This window comes from Maribacter sp. Hel_I_7 (assembly GCF_000688315.1).
Classification (GTDB): Bacteria; Bacteroidota; Bacteroidia; order Flavobacteriales; family Flavobacteriaceae; genus Maribacter; species Maribacter stanieri.
Map to the genome: position 1 here is coordinate 55,223 of NZ_JHZW01000003.1, position 18,268 is coordinate 73,490.

21 protein-coding genes are annotated in these 18,268 nt (G+C 34.2%); 8 read left to right on the forward strand and 13 right to left on the reverse strand.

Annotated elements, in window-relative coordinates; translation table 11 throughout:
* Positions 1-15: 15 nt before the first annotated feature.
* Genes P178_RS0111880 through P178_RS0111890 form a run of 3 tightly spaced genes read right to left on the reverse strand, consistent with a single transcriptional unit; the run spans position 16 to position 2,730 of the window.
* Positions 16-1,152, reverse strand: a complete 1,137-nt coding sequence (locus P178_RS0111880; RefSeq protein ID WP_410477211.1) for a peptidylprolyl isomerase — start codon at positions 1,150-1,152, stop codon at positions 16-18.
* A gap of 13 nt (positions 1,153-1,165) precedes the next feature.
* Positions 1,166-1,717: a gliding motility-associated peptidyl-prolyl isomerase GldI gene (gldI, locus tag P178_RS0111885; RefSeq protein ID WP_027066420.1), complete on the reverse strand. Its 552-nt coding sequence runs from the start codon at positions 1,715-1,717 to the stop codon at positions 1,166-1,168.
* A complete protein-coding gene (locus tag P178_RS0111890) occupies positions 1,714-2,730 on the reverse strand; it encodes a DHH family phosphoesterase (RefSeq protein WP_027066421.1) in 1,017 nt (338 codons plus the stop codon). The genes gldI and P178_RS0111890 overlap by 4 nt, the downstream gene beginning before the upstream one ends.
* A 75-nt stretch (positions 2,731-2,805) precedes the next feature.
* Between P178_RS0111890 and P178_RS0111900 the strand changes: the two genes are divergently transcribed.
* Positions 2,806-3,834: an alkaline phosphatase D family protein gene (locus P178_RS0111900; RefSeq protein WP_027066422.1), complete on the forward strand. Its 1,029-nt coding sequence runs from the start codon at positions 2,806-2,808 to the stop codon at positions 3,832-3,834.
* A 45-nt stretch (positions 3,835-3,879) separates the two neighbouring features.
* Positions 3,880-4,299 carry a nucleoside-diphosphate kinase gene (locus tag P178_RS0111905; RefSeq protein WP_027066423.1) on the forward strand — a complete coding sequence of 140 codons (420 nt, stop codon included), beginning with the start codon at positions 3,880-3,882 and terminating at the stop codon, positions 4,297-4,299.
* Positions 4,300-4,371: 72 nt separating this feature from the next.
* Here P178_RS0111905 and P178_RS0111910 read toward each other — a convergent pair whose 3' ends face one another.
* From P178_RS0111910 to recF, 3 genes are read right to left on the reverse strand one after another with little or no spacing between them, the layout of a single operon-like run.
* On the reverse strand, positions 4,372-4,668 hold the full coding sequence (locus P178_RS0111910) for a DUF721 domain-containing protein (protein ID WP_027066424.1): 297 nt from the start codon (positions 4,666-4,668) through the stop codon (positions 4,372-4,374).
* Positions 4,668-5,084 carry a lipocalin family protein gene (locus P178_RS0111915; protein ID WP_231500542.1) on the reverse strand — a complete coding sequence of 139 codons (417 nt, stop codon included), beginning with the start codon at positions 5,082-5,084 and terminating at the stop codon, positions 4,668-4,670. The genes P178_RS0111910 and P178_RS0111915 overlap by 1 nt, the downstream gene beginning before the upstream one ends.
* 2 nt (positions 5,085-5,086) lie before the next feature.
* The gene (recF, locus tag P178_RS0111920) at positions 5,087-6,166 is read right to left on the reverse strand and encodes a DNA replication/repair protein RecF (protein ID WP_027066426.1); all 1,080 of its coding nucleotides are present in this window, start codon (positions 6,164-6,166) and stop codon (positions 5,087-5,089) included.
* A gap of 123 nt (positions 6,167-6,289) precedes the next feature.
* Between recF and P178_RS0111925 the strand changes: the two genes are divergently transcribed.
* The 6 genes from P178_RS0111925 (at position 6,290) to P178_RS0111955 (ending at position 12,469) form a co-directional block, all read left to right on the forward strand.
* On the forward strand, positions 6,290-7,057 hold the full coding sequence (locus P178_RS0111925; RefSeq protein WP_027066427.1) for a tetratricopeptide repeat protein: 768 nt from the start codon (positions 6,290-6,292) through the stop codon (positions 7,055-7,057).
* A complete protein-coding gene (gene ribH, locus P178_RS0111930; RefSeq protein ID WP_027066428.1) occupies positions 7,057-7,539 on the forward strand; it encodes a 6,7-dimethyl-8-ribityllumazine synthase in 483 nt (160 codons plus the stop codon). The genes P178_RS0111925 and ribH overlap by 1 nt, the downstream gene beginning before the upstream one ends.
* A 422-nt stretch (positions 7,540-7,961) precedes the next feature.
* Positions 7,962-9,809 carry a DNA mismatch repair endonuclease MutL gene (mutL, locus tag P178_RS0111940; protein ID WP_027066430.1) on the forward strand — a complete coding sequence of 616 codons (1,848 nt, stop codon included), beginning with the start codon at positions 7,962-7,964 and terminating at the stop codon, positions 9,807-9,809.
* Complete coding sequence (locus tag P178_RS0111945) at positions 9,810-10,553, forward strand: rhomboid family intramembrane serine protease (RefSeq protein WP_027066431.1); 744 nt, start codon at positions 9,810-9,812, stop codon at positions 10,551-10,553.
* A 3-nt stretch (positions 10,554-10,556) separates the two neighbouring features.
* Positions 10,557-11,435: a rhomboid family intramembrane serine protease gene (locus tag P178_RS0111950; RefSeq protein ID WP_027066432.1), complete on the forward strand. Its 879-nt coding sequence runs from the start codon at positions 10,557-10,559 to the stop codon at positions 11,433-11,435.
* Between the two features lie 11 nt (positions 11,436-11,446).
* Positions 11,447-12,469, forward strand: a complete 1,023-nt coding sequence (locus P178_RS0111955) for an endonuclease/exonuclease/phosphatase family protein (RefSeq protein WP_231500543.1) — start codon at positions 11,447-11,449, stop codon at positions 12,467-12,469.
* On the opposite strand, the gene P178_RS0111960 is transcribed toward P178_RS0111955, so the two are convergent.
* From P178_RS0111960 to P178_RS0111990, 7 genes are all read right to left on the reverse strand, one after another.
* A complete protein-coding gene (locus P178_RS0111960) occupies positions 12,450-12,770 on the reverse strand; it encodes a DUF6122 family protein (protein WP_027066434.1) in 321 nt (106 codons plus the stop codon). The two genes, P178_RS0111955 and P178_RS0111960, sit on opposite strands and share 20 nt — an antisense overlap.
* Positions 12,763-13,392, reverse strand: coding sequence for a WbqC family protein (locus P178_RS0111965; protein WP_027066435.1), 630 nt, complete (start codon positions 13,390-13,392; stop codon positions 12,763-12,765). Before P178_RS0111965 ends, P178_RS0111960 begins: the two co-directional genes overlap by 8 nt.
* 4 nt (positions 13,393-13,396) lie before the next feature.
* Entirely contained in the window at positions 13,397-15,097 is a 1,701-nt protein-coding gene (gene lepB / locus P178_RS0111970) for a signal peptidase I (protein WP_027066436.1), read from the reverse strand.
* Between the two features lie 93 nt (positions 15,098-15,190).
* Positions 15,191-15,892, reverse strand: a complete 702-nt coding sequence (gene dapB / locus P178_RS0111975) for a 4-hydroxy-tetrahydrodipicolinate reductase (protein ID WP_027066437.1) — start codon at positions 15,890-15,892, stop codon at positions 15,191-15,193.
* A gap of 2 nt (positions 15,893-15,894) precedes the next feature.
* Complete coding sequence (locus P178_RS0111980; protein WP_027066438.1) at positions 15,895-16,554, reverse strand: DUF5683 domain-containing protein; 660 nt, start codon at positions 16,552-16,554, stop codon at positions 15,895-15,897.
* Positions 16,547-17,455, reverse strand: a complete 909-nt coding sequence (locus tag P178_RS0111985) for a ParB/RepB/Spo0J family partition protein (RefSeq protein ID WP_027066439.1) — start codon at positions 17,453-17,455, stop codon at positions 16,547-16,549. Before P178_RS0111985 ends, P178_RS0111980 begins: the two co-directional genes overlap by 8 nt.
* Before the next feature lie 2 nt (positions 17,456-17,457).
* Positions 17,458-18,231 carry a ParA family protein gene (locus tag P178_RS0111990; protein WP_027066440.1) on the reverse strand — a complete coding sequence of 258 codons (774 nt, stop codon included), beginning with the start codon at positions 18,229-18,231 and terminating at the stop codon, positions 17,458-17,460.
* Between the last annotated feature and the right edge of the window lie 37 nt (positions 18,232-18,268).

Sequence of the window (18,268 nt, forward strand, 5' to 3'; positions counted from 1 at the left end):
TTTTACATAGTTATTTTATTGAGTAAGACCTGTAATTTCTAAATCGAAAACTAAATCTGCATCTGGAGGAATTGGACCTCCACCTTGTGGACCATAACCTAAATGAGAAGGTATGAATAAACGAACTTTATCGCCAACTTTCATTGTTAAAAGTCCTTCTCTAAAACCTGCTATTAAACGAGATTCCGGAGTGTAATCCATTGGTACTGGCATGTAGCCACCACCTTGTTGTCTTTTAATATCGAACATACCGTATTTTTGAGCAACTTCTTCATAGTTACTGTCAAATAAAGTACCGTCCATTAAATAGCCTGCATACATAACATTGACTTTTTGACCAACCTTAGGTTTTTCACCGTCTCCGTTTTCTAAAGTTAGTACTTTAAGTCCAGAAGGTAAAGTAGTAGCTTTTGCTTTTTGAGCTTCAATAGAAGAGGCAAATTCAGCTTTTATTTTTTGAACTTCAGCCAATTTTTCAGCTTTCTCTTTTTCAATGGCAGCAAGTCTATCTTCTTCGCCGTCAAAATAATCTGTCATAATCTGAACAGCATCAAATTTACGAGCCTCTTTACCGTTTCTGATAATCTCAACAGTATTCATAATTACTGGTTCCACAGGTTTGTTACCTGCGCCTACAGCAACATTTGCTATAGAATCTACCACATCCATACCTTCGACTACTTCACCAAAAACAGTGTGCTTATTATTTAACCAAGGTGTTTCTTTATGAGTAATAAAGAACTGACTACCATTAGTGGTTGGTCCAGAATTGGCCATAGAAAGAATACCTTTTTTATCATGTACCAAAGAATCATTAAACTCATCCATGAATTTATAACCAGGGTTTCCAGTTCCCTGTCCCAAAGGATCTCCACCTTGAATCATGAAATCTTTCATAATTCTGTGGAATGTTAATCCGTCGTAATATTTTTTTCCTTTGTATTCTTCACTAACAAAAGTATTTGTTCCTTCTGCCAAAGAAATAAAGTTAGCCACAGTAACCGGAGTCTTATCTTGCTCTAAACGAACTATAATGTCGCCTTTAGATGTTTTTATATCGGCGAATAAACCGTCTCCTAAATCGGCTCTTTTGCTAGTTTTACAGCTGGTTATTAGTAAACCGATAACTGCAAGCAAGTACATTTTTTTAATCATAATGGTCATTTTAATTTACTGTATTCTCTTCTTGTTTTTCTATTTGTAAAATTGTAATGGTGGATTTAAGAGGAACATTGCTTCCAATCTTATTTTCGTCTCCATGATAGCCAAAGGCTATTGATGAAGGAAAAAGAAAAGTGGCACGTTCATTTACTTTCAGCATCTTGATAGCATCGCGAAGCCCAAGGAAAATTTCTTGCTTGTCCACTTTATAAGTAACAACGCCAATATCTTCTTTAGAATAGATAGTATCATTATCTAAGGTTAAAATATCGTAATTGAATACTACTAAATCATCTGTTTTAGGCGTATAATCACTATCCTCGTTAACCGTTAAATAATGGTACCACGAACCAGAATTACTGTGTGCGTAATGTTTTAAAGAATCTAATTCTATAATTGCCTGAATTTTATTTTCTTCTGCTTCTAGAAGTTTACGGCTCCTTTCAATAGACGCTTTAAAAAAACTACCACTTTTTGTTTGAATAGGTTTTCTTGGCTCAGGTCCGTCACAGCTTGTTATGAATACCGCTAGAAATAAAAATAAAACTAATCTCATGATTGTAATTGATTCTTGTACAAAGGTAATAATGAAGTGAAGTATGCAATTGTCTCTTCTTTATTGTCATCACTTTTTCCGCCAGCAGCATTTGTGTGTCCGCCACCATGAAAATGCTTCCTTGCAAAATCATTAACAGAAAATTTCCCAACAGACCTAAATGATATTTTAAAAATACCTTCTTCTTTGTTTTCTATGAATATAACTGCAAATTTAATTCCGTCTAAGGTTAAGCCATAATTTACAAATCCTTCTGTATCGCCTTTTTGATAATTATAGGTGTCTAATTCGTCTTGGCTTAATGTGATGTATGCGGTGGAGTAATCCTCTAAAATGACCATGTTCTTTAGCGCGCAACCTAATAAATGCAATCTGCTTGGAGAATTGGTGTCGTAAATACGATGATGAATTTCTGTGCCTTCTGCACCTTTGTCCATTAGGTCGGCAATAACTCTATGTGTATTACTTGTTGTAGCGGCAAATTTAAAAGAACCAGTGTCGGTCATAATACCGGTATAAATACAATTCGCCATTTCTGGGGTAATACTGTTTTCATCACCTAATTGATTGATAAGTACATACACCATCTCGCAGGTAGAGCTCATTTTTACATCTGAGTACATGATTTTAGCGTAATCTGATGGCTCTTGGTGATGGTCTACCATTACAAAAGTAGCCTTTGCAGATTCTAATATCTCGCTCATTTGACCAACACGACCTAGGTGGTTAAAATCTAATGTAAATATGATATCAGCATTATTAATGCATGATTTGGACTGAGAATTTTCTTTTTCAAAATTCAAGATTTGGTCTGAGCCTGGCATCCATTTTAAAAACTTCGGATAGTCGTTCGGTGCAACAATACTAGCAGTATGACCGGTATTAACCAAATAATGCCAAAGTGCCAATGTTGATCCAATAGCATCTCCATCGGGATTCTTATGTGGTATAATCGCTATTTTCTTTGGTGAAGAAAGTAGCTTTTTAAGCTCGTTTAGGTGCTCTAAATTCATGGCGGCAAAGATACAATTTAATAATATAGGCTTTAAAACGAAAGCCTTAATTTTACCCAGACTTAACTATCTCATATGAAAATTACGTACTTTTTTATAGCAACATTCTTATTGGTGGGGTGTTCTTTAAATAAAAAACTAATTGAAAATGAATCTGCCATGCCCGATTTTACCTTGGCTTTCGGCTCTTGTAATAGAATAGATTTGCCTAATCTTCTTTGGGATGATATTTTGGATTCCAAGCCCGATGTATGGGTATGGGGCGGCGATAATATTTATGCCGATACCGATGATATGGTGGCTTTAAGAGCGATGTATAATAAGCAGAAGGAGCAAACGGAATATAAAAAGTTAGTAGAAACTACTGATATTTTAGGTACTTGGGATGATCATGATTACGGCTTGAATGATGGTGGAGTGGAATTTGAAGCTAAAGATGCTAGTCAACAAGAATTCTTGAATTTTATGAATGTACCAGTAGATAGTCCGTTACGTAATAGACAAGGAGTTTACAATTCAAAGAAGTATAGTGTGGGAAAACATTCCATTACTATTATAATTCTAGATACAAGATATTTTAGAACACAGTTGACTCCTGACAATGAAACCAGTAAGCGAATTAAACCAAATGATTACGGAGAAGGAACTATTTTAGGTGATGTACAATGGACTTGGTTAGAAAATGAACTAAATACATCAAAATCAGATTTTAATATCATTGTAAGTAGTGTTCAATATTTGTCTAATGAACACGGATTTGAGGGTTGGGGTAATTTCCCGCATGAAGTAGATAAGCTGGCAACCATCATAGAAAGTTCTAATGCAAACGGTGTAATTGTATTGTCTGGAGATCGCCATATTTCTGAGTTTTCTAAAACTAATTTAAAGAGGATGAATTATCCTTTAATAGATTTTACTAGTAGCGGACTTACGCATGCGTATAATGGTTTTAGTGGAGAGCCAAATAAATATAGAGTAGGCGAGGTGATTTTTACCGAAAGTTTCGGGATTCTAGAATTTAATTTTAGCGCTAAAAAGGTTGATTTTAAAATAGTTGGAGATAACGGAATAGTGTTAGAGAAACTAGAACAAGTCTACGAATAGTTGTGAGATATGTATAAAAACGTATTTTTGCGCAAAAATTAAGATATGAGTACGAATAGAACGTTTACAATGATTAAACCAGATGCCGTTAAAAACGGACATATTGGGGCTATTTTAGAAAAAATTACTGCTGCTGGTTTTAAAATCGTAGCGATGAAATATACACAATTGAGCTTAAGAGATGCACAAGAGTTTTATGGTGTACATAGAGAGCGTCCTTTCTTTGGGGAGCTAGTTGAATTCATGACAAGCGGTACAATTGTAGCGGCTATCTTAGAGAAAGAAAATGCTGTTGAAGATTTTAGAGCATTAATCGGTGCTACCAACCCTGCAGACGCAGCTGAAGGTACTATTCGTAAAATGTTTGCTACTAGTATTGGTGAGAATGCAGTACATGGTTCTGATAGCGATGAGAATGCGGCTATTGAAGGTTCATTCCATTTTGCAGGTAGAGAAATCTATTAAGACTTTTTATACTATATTAAAAAAGCCAGTTCTTTAGAACTGGCTTTTTTTTTGTTTCAATAGTAATATAGTTTATCTCAAAACTAGTTTTTTAACTACTTCCTTTCCTATTTCTTCATTGATCATTCGTACAATTTTTGATTTCCCTAAACTTAATTCTTCGCGTAGTACAGAAGAGCTTAATGATACGTAAAGGGTGTCGAATTTTAATTCAATTTCTGTCGTGTAATTGTTTACTCCGTTGCCCATAAGTTTAGCCCATGCAGCTCTTGCATCTACTTTATCCATGCCTTTTTCTAATTTATTCTTTTGAATAAATGCAGAAAGTGCCTCTTTCATTGAAGTGTTATCGTTGCCTCTGCTTGCCATTATGGATTTATATTTATAGGTTCAAATCTGTTATATTGATAAATTAAACCTTGGCTGTTTTTGACTGAAAAACTTTCTTCAGAGAGTTTGATCAGCACTTCTTCCCAAGTATTATTATCATTGTTGTAACTCATGTATATAGAATCATTCGAAATTCTTATTCGAAATGGTTCCGCATCATTCGATGTTTCAAAAGTACCATTGAATTTAGGATCTACTTTTTTTCTGAATCCGGTTAAGGAATCCAGTTTAATGTAATCAACAGTACTATTTACTGAGTACTCTTTTTTTGCTCCATCTTTAAAAGTTACTTCTTTTATTTCCCAATAACCATTTAAAATGTGTAATTGTTTCTTGTCAATCTTTAAGTTGCAAGAAATAAGAAATATAGAGCAGATTATAAAAATCTTTTTCATCATTACAATTTAAATATTTTATAGGATTGATGAATCTTTTTAACAATACTTTCCGTTCTTTCTGCATGTGTGTCACTAATGAAAATTTGTCCAAAATTTTCATTGTTCACTAAGGTTATAATGTGCGATACCCGATGCTCATCTAACTTGTCAAAAATATCATCTAAAATTAAAATTGGGGTAATGCCGCTTTGCGATTTCATAAAATGAAACTGAGCAAATTTCAAAGCAATTAAAAATGATTTTTGCTGACCCTGACTACCAAATTTCTTTATAGGGTAATTACTGATTTCAAAACTTAAGTCATCTTTATGTACACCTACACTTGTGTATTGTAAAGCTCGGTCTTTATCTAGATTTTTATTTAAAAGGGTTATTAGGTCAAAATCTTTCAATTTGCTATCGTAAGAGAGAGAGACATTTTCTGTATTACCAGTGATGGATTTATACTGTTCCTGAAAAATGGGAATAAAAGCTTCTAGGAAAGAAGTCCTTTTGTTGAAAATTTCAGTTCCGTAGGTATTCATCTGCTCATTATAAACAGCTAAAGTATCTTTATTGAAAGTTCTATTAGCTGCAAAGTATTTTAAAAGCGCGTTTCTTTGAGAAACAACCTTGTTGTAATTGATAAGGTTTTGCAAATAACTTTTGTCGGATTGGGAAATTACACCGTCAATAAATTTTCTACGAGTTTCACTTCCTTCAATAATAAGGTCTCTGTCTGCAGGAGAAATAATTACCAGTGGTAAAAGACCTATATGGTCGGCAAAACGGTCATATGCTTTTCCGTTTCGTTTAATAATCTTCTTGTTGTGTTTTTTTAAGCTACAAACAATTTTTTCTTCCCTATCTTCTTTTTCAAATGTGCCATCTATTACAAAAAAGTCCGATCCATGTCGAATGTTTTGAGATGATACTGGGTTAAAATAGCTTTTGCCGAAGGATAAGTGATAAATGGAGTCTAAAATGTTTGTTTTTCCAATTCCGTTATCGCCAACAAAACAATTTATCTTTGCATCGAACGTAAGTTCTTTAGACTCAAAATTTTTGTAATTAATCAATGATAATTGTCTCAGCAGCATTAAAAATATTGGATTTTGGATTGGGTAGGATGGTAACTACCTTAAAATATCCAAAAATAACGAATAAATACACTTTGCGATTTCAATAAAACCATTATTTTTGCGCGATCAATAAATTTAGAAATGGCAACATATAAGAAAAGAGGATTTAAACCTGAAACAAAGGCTGAAAAGCAAGAATTTGAAGAACAAGAAAGCACAACAGCTGAGGTGTTTAGTTCTTTAGACGAAGGCGCTTCTAGGTCAGAAGAGTGGGTTTCTAAGAATCAGAATTACATTTTAGGTGCCATTGGGGTTATAGCTATCAGCGTTTTAGGCTATTTAGCGTATAATCAATTTGTAGAAAAACCAAAGGAAGCTAGTGCAGCAAACGAAATGTACTACCCGCAACAATATTTTGACCAAGCTTTAGCTACTACAACGGCTAAAGACTCATTATTTACTTTGGCTTTGGAAGGAGCTGAAGGTAAATATGGCTTTTTAGACATTATTGAAGAGTATAGCGGTACTAAGGCTGCTAATTTAGCAAACTATGGTGCTGGTATGTCATATTTGAATATGAATAACTATCAAGAAGCTATTACCTATCTAGAAGATTTTAGTTCTGATGATGCAGTTCTTGGTGCTTTGGCTAAAGGTGGTCTAGGTGATGCTTTTATGCAATTAGGTCAAGCGTCTGATGCCTTAGGGTACTATGAAGCTGCGGTAAAGCACAGTGGTAATGAATATACTGCTCCCAAATTTTTATATAAGGCAGGAATTACTGCTTTGGAAATGGGAGATAAGGATAAAGCATTAGATTTTTTCCGGAGAATTAAAGATGAGTTTCCAAAATCAGAAAATGCTGCTTCTATAGATGCTTTTATAGGAATGGCTAAAAGTGGTGAATAATGGCGACAAAAAATAAAAATTTATCGGCTTACGATAAAACAACAATCCCAAACGCGAACGGACTTCGGTTTGGGATTGTTGTTTCAGAATGGAATTCTGAAATAACTGAGGGTTTGTATTCCGGAGCAATTGATGCGTTATTAGATTGTGGAGCTCAAGAAGCCGACATTGTAAGGTGGAATGTGCCTGGTAGTTTTGAACTTACTTTTGGTGCAAAGAAAATGATTGAAACTCATAAGATTGACGCTGTAATAGCTATTGGTAGCGTTATACAGGGGGAAACAAAGCATTTTGATTTTGTATGTGAGGCTACAGCTCAAGGTATAAAAGATTTGAATGTTATTACAAACGTGCCTGTTATATTCTGTGTATTAACTGACAACAATATACAGCAATCTATTGACCGTAGTGGCGGTAAGCATGGTAATAAAGGTACTGAAGCCGCAATTGCTGCTATTAAAATGGCGGTTTTAGGTAGCTAACCTTCTTTTTAACTTATCCATTTTTATCTTAAAGCTTAAATTCCGGGTTGGTAATTTAAGCTGTTAACAAATTTTGGCATTCGTAACATGCCCTATTTTTCTATTTTAAGTAACTTTGGAGTTATGGGGATGTTAAGCAAAATAACACGGTTACGAAAAAATAGGTCATTTGAATATAATCCTAGATATTATGATGGCAAGGGAAAAGGTAATCCATTTAAAATGGAACCTAAGTTTGACCAATTTCGTAGCACTCTAAATACATCTCGAGGTTTAAAAAGAAAACTTAATAGTGCTATAGAAGACACTAAAAGGAAAGGAGATCGCAACTTAAAGATTAGAATGATAGTTATAGTTGCCATTTTGGTTCTTATTTTTCTTTACATTATTGATTTTGACCTCTCAATTTTCTTTACTTCATAATGGCCGATATTATTAGATTATTACCTGACCATGTAGCAAATCAAATTGCTGCGGGCGAAGTGGTACAGCGCCCATCATCTGTTGTAAAAGAATTAATGGAGAACGCCATTGATGCTGGTGCAACTGAAATACAACTTATTATCAAAGATGGTGGTAAAACACTTATTCAAGTAGTTGATAATGGTAAGGGCATGAGCGGTACCGATGCAAGGTTGAGCTTTGAACGCCATGCAACTTCCAAAATTCAGAAAGCAGAAGATTTATTCAATTTACATACTAAAGGTTTTAGAGGTGAAGCTCTTGCTTCTATTGCGGCAATTGCCCATGTAGAAATGCTGACAAAAACCGAAGATGATGATATTGGAACTAAAATTAAAATAGAAGGGAGTAAAATTGTTACTCAAGAAGTTGTTGTTGCTCCTAAAGGGACTTCTATGCTTGTTAAAAATCTATTTTTTAATATCCCTGCAAGACGTAATTTCTTAAAATCTGATCAAGTAGAATACCGCCATATTGCAGATGAGTTTCATAGAATCTCATTGGCACATCCGCAGGTAGCTTTTAATTTTTATAATAACGGCAGTGACGTTTTTCAATTACCGGCGAATGACTTTAGAAAACGCATTGTACATATTTTTGGTAGAAAGACAGATGAGAAATTAGTTCCTGTTGAAGAGGAAACTCAGGTTGTGAAAATTTCGGGGTATATTCAAAAACCGGAATTCGCAAAAAAGAGTAGGGGTGAACAGTTTTTCTTCGCCAATAATAGATTTATAAAAAGTCCATATTTACATCATGCCATACTTGGGGCTTTTGAGGGGGTGATACGTCCAGGAACACATCCTGGTTATTTCTTAAACTTAGAAGTTGACCCTGCAACCATTGATATTAATATACATCCAACCAAAACAGAAGTAAAGTTTGATGATGAGCATACATTATATGCTATGCTTAAATCAACTGTAAAACATAGTTTAGGACAATTCAATGTGGTACCAGCTTTAGATTTTGAACAAGATCAGAATTTAGATACGCCTTATTCTTATAAAAATAAAGCGGTAGGTATTCCACAAGTTGTGGTGGACTCTTCTTTCAATCCTTTTGAGACTACCCAGCCACCAAAAGGTAATTCGGGAGGTAGTTATTCAAAACCAAAAGTAGATGGTTGGGAAAGCATGTATTCTGGATTAGAGACTTCAAGTGATACTAATGCAAGTCACTTAGAGTTTGAGTCGGAGGTTGTAAATAGTAGTATTTTTGATGGTGAGAAGGAAGCAGTAGATCATACCACTACTACTTTTCAGTTGCGAAAAAAATATATTATTACTACGATAAAATCTGGGATGGTAGTAATTAATCAGAGTAGGGCACATCAACGTGTACTCTATGAAAATTTCTTAAAAAACATTACTATTAAAGAGGCTGTAAGTCAGCAACTCCTTTTTCCGCTAACGTTATCTTTTTCACCTAGTGAAATACATATCTTAAAGGAGATTAAAGAAAATCTATGCACGGTAGGTTTTGTCTTTGGAGAGTTGACAGAAGAAGGCGTAGAAATTAAAGGAGTACCTGTTTTAGTTGCGGAGAGTGAAGTGCAAATGATTATGGAGCAATTAATATCAGATTTTCAACAAGAGGTGCCTGGCGATAGTTTCTCTCAAAGTGATATGTTGGCTAAGACATTGGCAAAAACCTTGTCTGTGAAGACAGGAGAGTCCTTAGACGAGTTTTCTCAAGTGAAGTTGGTAAATGACTTATTTGCCTGTAAGGAAACTACCTTGAGCCCGTTTAACAAAAAAGTATACATTACCATTACTGAAAATGATATTGAACGAAAATTTATTTAAATGGGAAGATTAACAGAAACTATCAAGCACTTACTTATAATAAATGTGCTGTTTTTTGTAGCTACGCAAATGTACGGCGAGCAAATGTACGAGTGGTTTTCCCTCTACTTTCCAAAAAACGACCATTTTCAGCTTTGGCAAATTTTAACCCATATGTTCATGCACGGTGGGTTTATGCATATACTTTTTAATATGTATGCATTGTGGGCTTTTGGAACTCCATTAGAACGTATGTGGGGTAGAAATAAGTTTTTGTTTTTCTACATCTCAGCAGGGCTTGGTGCAGCTTTAATTCATATTGGAGTAAATTATTACTATTATAATGCAGGAATGAGCGCTTTATTGGATGCGGGGTTGTCTGAGAGTAATATTCTTGAAATTATAAACGGCGGACAGTATAATACAGAATGGTACAAGATTGCTGGTCAGTCTACCATTGATAATTTTTTAGCAGCTTTCAATACGCCGGTTGTTGGTGCCTCTGGTGCTATTTATGGTATACTAGTGGCTTATGGAATGTCTTATCCGGAGAGCGAATTGTTTCTAATTTTCTTACCTGTCCCAATTAAGGCAAAATTCTTTATACCGGTTTTAATAGCGTTAGATTTGTTTTCAGGAGTAACGGGTTATAGTTTGTTTGGACAAGGAATTGCACATTTTGCACACGTAGGTGGGGCACTTTTCGGTTTCTTAATGATGTGGTACTGGAAAAAAAATCAATTTAATAAAAATAGGTGGAACTAAAATATGGCTCAACCAGATTTAAAATATCAATTTAGTAGGTTAAATATAGCAGAGAAGCTAATCGCAGTAAATGTGGTGGTTTTTATCATTAATGCGTTGGTTCCTTTTTTATTGGGCATACCTAAGAACAGTATTGTACAGTGGTTTGAATTACCAAATGATATCGTAGATATTGCATTTCAACCTTGGTCAATTATCACCTATTCATTTTTTCATGGTGGAGTTGGTCATTTATTCTGGAATATGTTAATGATATATTTTGTTGGACGTATTTTTTTAAATCTATTTGATGCGAAACGATTTTTAAATGTATATATACTGGGAGTAATATTAGGCGGATTATTCTTTGTTTTAGGTTACAATATTTTTCCTGCTTTCTTTAATACAAGTGCCTATTTAATTGGAGCATCAGCCGGAGCTAGTGCAGTTTTGATTTTTATTTGTACGTATTTACCTAATCAAGAAGTTAGGGTCGTTTTTTTTAATGTAAAACTTTGGATTGTTGGTGCTGTACTTGTGCTTAGCGATTTAATACAATTGCCATTAAGTAATTCTGGCGGACACTTAGCTCATTTAGGAGGTGCCTTTTTAGGATATTTATATGCAAGTCAATTGACCAAAGGAAATGACATAGGTTCTGGTTTTTCAAAGTTTATGGATAGCATAGCAAACCTTTTTAAAGGCTCGGAAAAGAAGGCACCGATGAAAACGGTTTATAAGAATAAAGCGAAATCTAACGCAGCTAGTTCTACCGCTGATTATGATAGAAAAACACATCAGAAAAAGATTGATGCTATTTTGGATAAAATAAGTAAGTCTGGTTATGAAAGTTTGTCAAAGGCAGAAAAAGACTTTTTATTTAAAGCGGGTAAAGAAAATTAAGCATGAAAAGAATGTCTTTTTTTAAAAAGCTCATGTTGTTCTTAAATGTAATTGTAGCTTTTAGTTTGTTTTTGGCGTGCATTGTTCCATATACATCTATAGCTAGTTTAGCATTTATCAGTTTAACAGTACCTGCACTGGTAATTGTCAACATGCTATTTTTCTTGTATTGGTTAGTTGGCAAAAAGATATATCTATTATTATCTTTTGCTATATTAGTTTTTGGTTACTTTACACTTGGTTCATTTATTGCCTTTAATGGTCGATCAAACAGTATTTCTGATCCTAACACCATTTCTTTATTAAGTTATAATGCATTAGGTTTTCATAGTAAATATCATGGAGATTGGGATAATATAACAAGCCCCGAGGTTATAGAATTTGTAGAAGGGGAAAACCCGGATATAATCTATTTTCAAGAATTTGAGCCTCATAATGTCAAGGGCGATATGTTGAAAAATTATCCTTTTAAAGCAAATAAATTTGAAATTAAAAACGGCGAGTCAAGTAAAAATTTAGCTATATTTTCAAAATTTAAGATTATTAATAATGGAGAACTTGATTTTCCTAATACTTTTAATGGTGGTGTTTATGCGGATATTGTATTTAAGAAAGATACTATTCGTTTCTATAATCTGCACCTGGAATCTTTAAGTATAAGACCAAATTATTTTAAAAGAGAGCGGTCAGATAAGCTGTTTGTTAGGCTTAGGGATTCTTTTGATAAGCAGGAAAGACAATCTGATATTGTTAGAGAGCATATTAAGACAAGTCCTTATCCTGTTATTGTCGGGGGTGATTTTAATAACACCCAATTTTCTAAAGTGTATTTTAATATTAAGGGAGATTTAAACGATAGCTTTTTAGAATCTGGACATGGATATGGGGAAACCATTAAGTTTTGGAAATTTCCTTTTAGAATTGATATGATTTTAGCAGATCCTAGTTTTACTTTCTTATCCCATAACAACTACAAGATAAATATATCTGACCACGAGCCCATAATGGCCACTTTTAAGGTGTCCCAGGAATAAACCAACAATCAATAGTATCTGCTAAAATGTGAATGAGTAATGCCAATCCGAATATCCTAGTTCTTTTAACTGAAAATAATAGGGCATAAACAGCGATTGCCCAATAGGTATGGAGCGGGTGGAAATTTATGCTACATCGGTTAGGGTCAAACAATGGTATGGCTAATAGATGGTCCAAATCAATTATAATTCCTGATAAAAGTATTATCGCTGCCCAAAGTCTATTCTCTTTATAGAAATAATATGCAATGATAATGGGAACGACAAAGTGTATCCCATAATGTGCAATAAATCTAACCATTAGAAGGGTTAATAAACTCGTGGTTTAAAAAATCAATAGTATTCGGACCAAGATTAAAAAGTAAATCTAATATGCTCAAATTGGGAATAAAGCCATGACGGTCTCCAAATACTTGTATGTATGGTTCTATATTTAATTGATGCTTTAATTTCGCACTTATTAAAAATCTGAAATCCTCATTATCTTCCGGCTTGACTTCAAAATGAGTCGATTTTGTTAAAGGCATTTCCATTTGTAAACATTCAAAAATGGTTTCTATAGTCTTTAAATTGAATTCTAACAATTTTTCGTAGGGCTTGTTATAAAGATGTTTTATATCGTCTTCATAAAATTCAAAATAAGGAGATGTCCTATATGCAGTTTGTAAAGTACGCCAATGCTGTCTTTGCCAAGGATACGAATTATCTATTAAGACATCTTCATATTTTTGCCTTCCGTTGGCTTTGCCAACATGAATTATTGGTATGCTTAAAATATGCTTGCCTCTATCATTAGAAATGTAAGTTCTGTTTCTAAAAGTTTGTTTCTGATAATTGTCATGCACCTCCCAACAAATGGGGTGGTGTAGAATATAGCTGAACGTAGTTATATTCGGAAAATAAGAGGGATGAATTAGTTTCATCGGTTTACTTTTTTTCTTTTTTGCGCTTCCAGAAATAGTTGCCAATGAAATATGCTCCAAGAAGTATTAGGAAGTACTTGAAATAAGATTGTGGTTCACCATCACCATTTACCGTAGTGAAAATTCTATCCCATCTAGGTCTCCAATTGCTAATGCCGTCAGTAAAGTTGTCAAAACTCATCCATATAAAAATAGGGGTTCCTACAATGTGGTTTTCAGGTACGTAGCCCCAAGCTCTACTGTCTTCTGAGTGATCTCTGTTGTCACCCATCATCCAGAAATAATCTTGCTTAAAAGTGTAGCTAGTTGCAGGTTTTCCATTTATACTAATTTGATTACCTGATACTGAAATTTCATTCTTTTCGTATTCTCTTATAATCTTTTTATAAAGTGGCAAAACTTTAAGATTCAAGTCTACGGTGGCCCCTTTCTGAGGAATGTAAATAGGTCCCATTTGACTATAGTTCCATGGGTAGTCTGGACTTTGAGGAAATAGATTGATTCCTCTTCTTCCTTTTTCTGCAACATTTTGTACTACAGAATCAATACTTGGATTATTTCTAAGTGCATTGACCATGTCTGCAGTCAAAGGAACAGTTCGTTGGCGATCTGTAATTTCTTTTAATGCTAATCTATATCTAGAAATCATTATTGCAGGAATTCCACTTCCTTTAGTAAATAACTCAATCTGACCATTTTCTGTCTGATTAAAACCTAAAATGTAACTTCTAATACCATTTACTTGTTCTTGATTTAAAGGGCTTGATAAATATTTTCTAGTGTAATCGGTTATACCCAAATCTTCAAAAGTTCTGGATGATACACCTTTTGAACTATAAACAGTATAGTCTAATTGTGGTTTTGCACTTTTTGGTAATTCTAATTGCTTACCATTTATGAATACATAACCATCACGTACTTCCAATGAATCTCCAGGAACACCTACACATCGTTTAACGTAGTTTGATTTTTTGTCAATTGGTTTGTCTACACCTTTTTCCTTCTTGAAGAATACGCGAACCGTATCTGCCGGCCAGCTAAAAACAACAATATCATTTCTTTCTACTTTAGTGAAACCAGGTAATCTAAAATAGGGTAGTTGCGGTTTTTTTAAATAAGATGGAACTCCAAGCACAGGTAATGTATCATGTACCATAGGAGCGGCAACTGTTGTCATTGGTGTTCTAGCTCCGTAATGAAACTTACTAACAAAAAGAAAATCTCCCACTCTTAAAGTACGCTCTAATGACCCAGTTGGTATTACATAAGGTTGTATGAAATAAGTATGTACCAATGTTGCGGCAACCACTGCAAATAAAATAGAACTAACCCATTCTCCAGTAGCTGTTTTAGGGTGTAGAGAGCGGTCTTCAATATATTTTACTTCTAAAGCATAATTTACGTAATAGATGTAAAAACCTAAGGTTATTACAACTATCCAGGTTTCTAGTCTGCTATTTCTTCCAAAACTTCTTATAGTTTCAACCCATATTACTGGAAACATCAATAAATTAATTATAGGTATAAACAACAGTATTGTCCACCATTTTGGTCTATTGATTATTTGCATTAAAACTATAGCGTTGTAAACAGGTATAGCAGCTTCCCAAGCTTTTCTGCCTGCTTTTACGTAAAGTTTCCAAGTACCTAAAAAATGTATTACTTGAACAATGAGAATAAAAATAATCCATTGAGTGCCGTTCATGTTCTTTAATTTTTATTGAAATAGAATGAATTTTTGATGGTAAACATCACATCAATAGTCCATCAGTCTTTTAGATTGCTATTTGTTACGCTTTTAACCTAGGTTTAACACATCGCGCATTGTGAAAACTCCCGATTTACCAATAATCCATTCAGCAGCAGTAACTGCTCCTAAAGCAAACCCCTCTCTATTATGAGCGGTATGTTTTATGGAAATGCTATCAACAACGCTTTCATAATCAACGGTATGTGTTCCTGGTACTTTGCCAATTCTTTTAGAGGTTATTGGTAAAATAGTATCCGATGAATTATCTAATTTCCATTCGCTGTAATTAGAATTAGCAATAACACCTTCTGCTAATGTAATAGCCGTTCCACTAGGGGCATCTAATTTTTGGGTATGATGAATTTCTTCTAGTGAAACTTTATATTCTGGAAGATTCTGCATCATCTTTGCTAAGTAATTGTTTAATTCAAAAAAGATATTTACTCCTAAGCTAAAATTAGAGGCGTAAATAAATGCACCTTTTTTATCATTACATAAAGTAATTGCATCTTCATATTTATCTAACCAACCAGTAGTTCCTGAAATTACAGGTACATTATGGTTGAAACATTTTGTTATATTCCCGAAAGCTGCCTCTGGCATACTAAAATCTATGGCTACATCCATTGAATTGAAATCAATATCTTGGGTGTTCTCGTCAATTTTGGCTACAATTTCATGACCTCGATTTATTGCAATTTGCTCAATCATCTGTCCCATTTTTCCGTATCCGAAAAGTGCAATTCTCATTCTTAAAATTTAATGGTTAATGCCATGCCGTAGTTTGGGCTATTGGTTATTTGGTTGTAATCAAAGTAAGGTTCAAAATCTATGCTAAGATCATCGTCAATATTGAATTGCTTTAGGTGGGCATCCACATTTGCATCAACTATGTTTAGTGCATACATACCTATTGCTACAACAAGCCAAAGATCACGATCACTTTGATAACGTTCTTGTTGATACTCCAAATCATCTGTATCTAAATCTGGGTCATCGCCAACAGCATTGTTACCATCAATGTCATAGTATTCATCATCGGTAAAACCAGCTTGTCTTCTTTTAAAAGCGGTTCTGAAGGTTTGATATTGATTGTTGTTCCAGGCGTACATGTAAGCACTACCACCAACAAGTCCCCAAGCAATTGGAGCTTTCCAGTATCGTTTATTGTATATCTGACCCATGCCGGGTAAAATTGCAGAATAGAAAGCGGCTTTACTTGGAGCTAAAGGGTTAAATTCTTCTTTAGCTTTTTTAAATGAAACCGAGTCTTTAATTACAACACCTTTTTTAGCAAGATCACTTTGTATACTATCTTTTTCAGTTTTAGGTATAGAATCCTGTTCCTCTTGAGAAAAAGTAATATTTATAAATAATAATAGTGAACTAAATAATGTAAGATAGCTACGCACCTGTTATCAATTTTTTGATACGGTCAAATTCCTCTTGAGACTTAAATGGTATGGTTATTTTTCCTCTGGCATTATCCGCAGATTTTATATCCACTTTTACGGATAAGGCGTCGGTTAATTCTTTTATACCCTTACGAACAAAAACAGAAGCTTCTTTTTGAACAGGTTTTGTTATTTCCTCTGTAGGTACATCATCTGCATGATATGCTTTTACGGCACTTTCAGTATCTCTAACAGAAAGATTGTCGAAAATAATTTTTTCGTAGAGAGAAATTTGGTCTTGTTTTTTATCAATGTTTACCAAGGCTCTACCATGCCCCATGCTCAAAAAGCCATCACGCATGCCGGTTTGGATAATTGGATCTAATTTTAACAAACGTAAATAGTTCGCGATTGTAGATCTTTTTTTACCCACACGCTCACTCAGTTTTTCTTGAGTAAGATTTATTTCATCTATTAGACGTTGGTATGAAAGCGCAATTTCAATAGGGTCTAAATCTTGTCTTTGTATATTTTCAACCAACGCCATTTCTAATGACTCTTGGTCGTTGGCTATACGTATATATGCAGGTATGGTGTCTAAACCTAATAATTTAGAGGCACGATACCTTCTTTCACCAGAAACAAGTTGAAATTCGTTAAAACCTAATTTTCTAACAGTAATAGGTTGAATTACCCCAAGTTCTCTAATAGAGGTGGCTAATTCTTTTATGTGTTCATCATTGAAATTGGAACGTGGTTGAAATGGATTAACTTCTATATGGTCTAGATCCAGTTCAATTATATTACCAACAACTTTATCTGCATTTTTATCAGATGCTGTGTTTATATCATTTTCCGGATCTTTTAAAAGAGCCGAAAGTCCTCTACCTAAAGCTTGTTTTTTTGTCGCTTTTGCCATACTTAAACCGTCTGCTTATTTTTTTTGACTATTTCATTAGCCATGTTCAAATAGTTTGTTGCCCCTTTGCTGGCAGCATCATACTTGATAATGCTTTCTCCATAACTTGGAGCTTCACTTAATCTAACATTACGTTGAATTACAGTGTCAAAAACCATATCTCCAAAATGCTTTCTTACCTCATCAACTACTTGGTTAGATAGGCGTAACCTAGAGTCGTACATAGTTAATAACATGCCCTCAATATCTAATTCGGCATTATGTAATTTCTGTACACTTTTTATCGTATTTAATAATTTACCTAATCCTTCTAGTGCAAAATATTCACATTGGATTGGGATAATTACTGAATCTGCTGCAGTTAGAGCATTTAAGGTCAGTAGCCCTAAGGATGGTGCACAATCGATTAAGATATAATCATAATCGTTTTTAAGGTCTATAATCGCCTTTTTCATCATGTACTCACGCTCATCCTTATCTACCAATTCAATTTCAATGGCAACAAGGTCAATATGTGCAGGAATAAGGTCTACATTAGGCGATGTTGTAGATATAATTGTCTCTCTAGCAGTTTTAGTATGTTCCATAAGTTGGTAGGAACCTAATTCAACACCATCGACATCTATACCTAACCCAGAAGTAGCATTTGCCTGTGGGTCTGCATCTATTAATAATACCTTTTTTTCCAATACACCTAGCGAGGCTGCTAAGTTGACCGAAGTTGTAGTTTTACCTACACCGCCTTTTTGATTGGCTATAGCAATAATCTTGCCCATGTTCAAAGTAAGTTAGGTGGTAAAAATACAATTATTT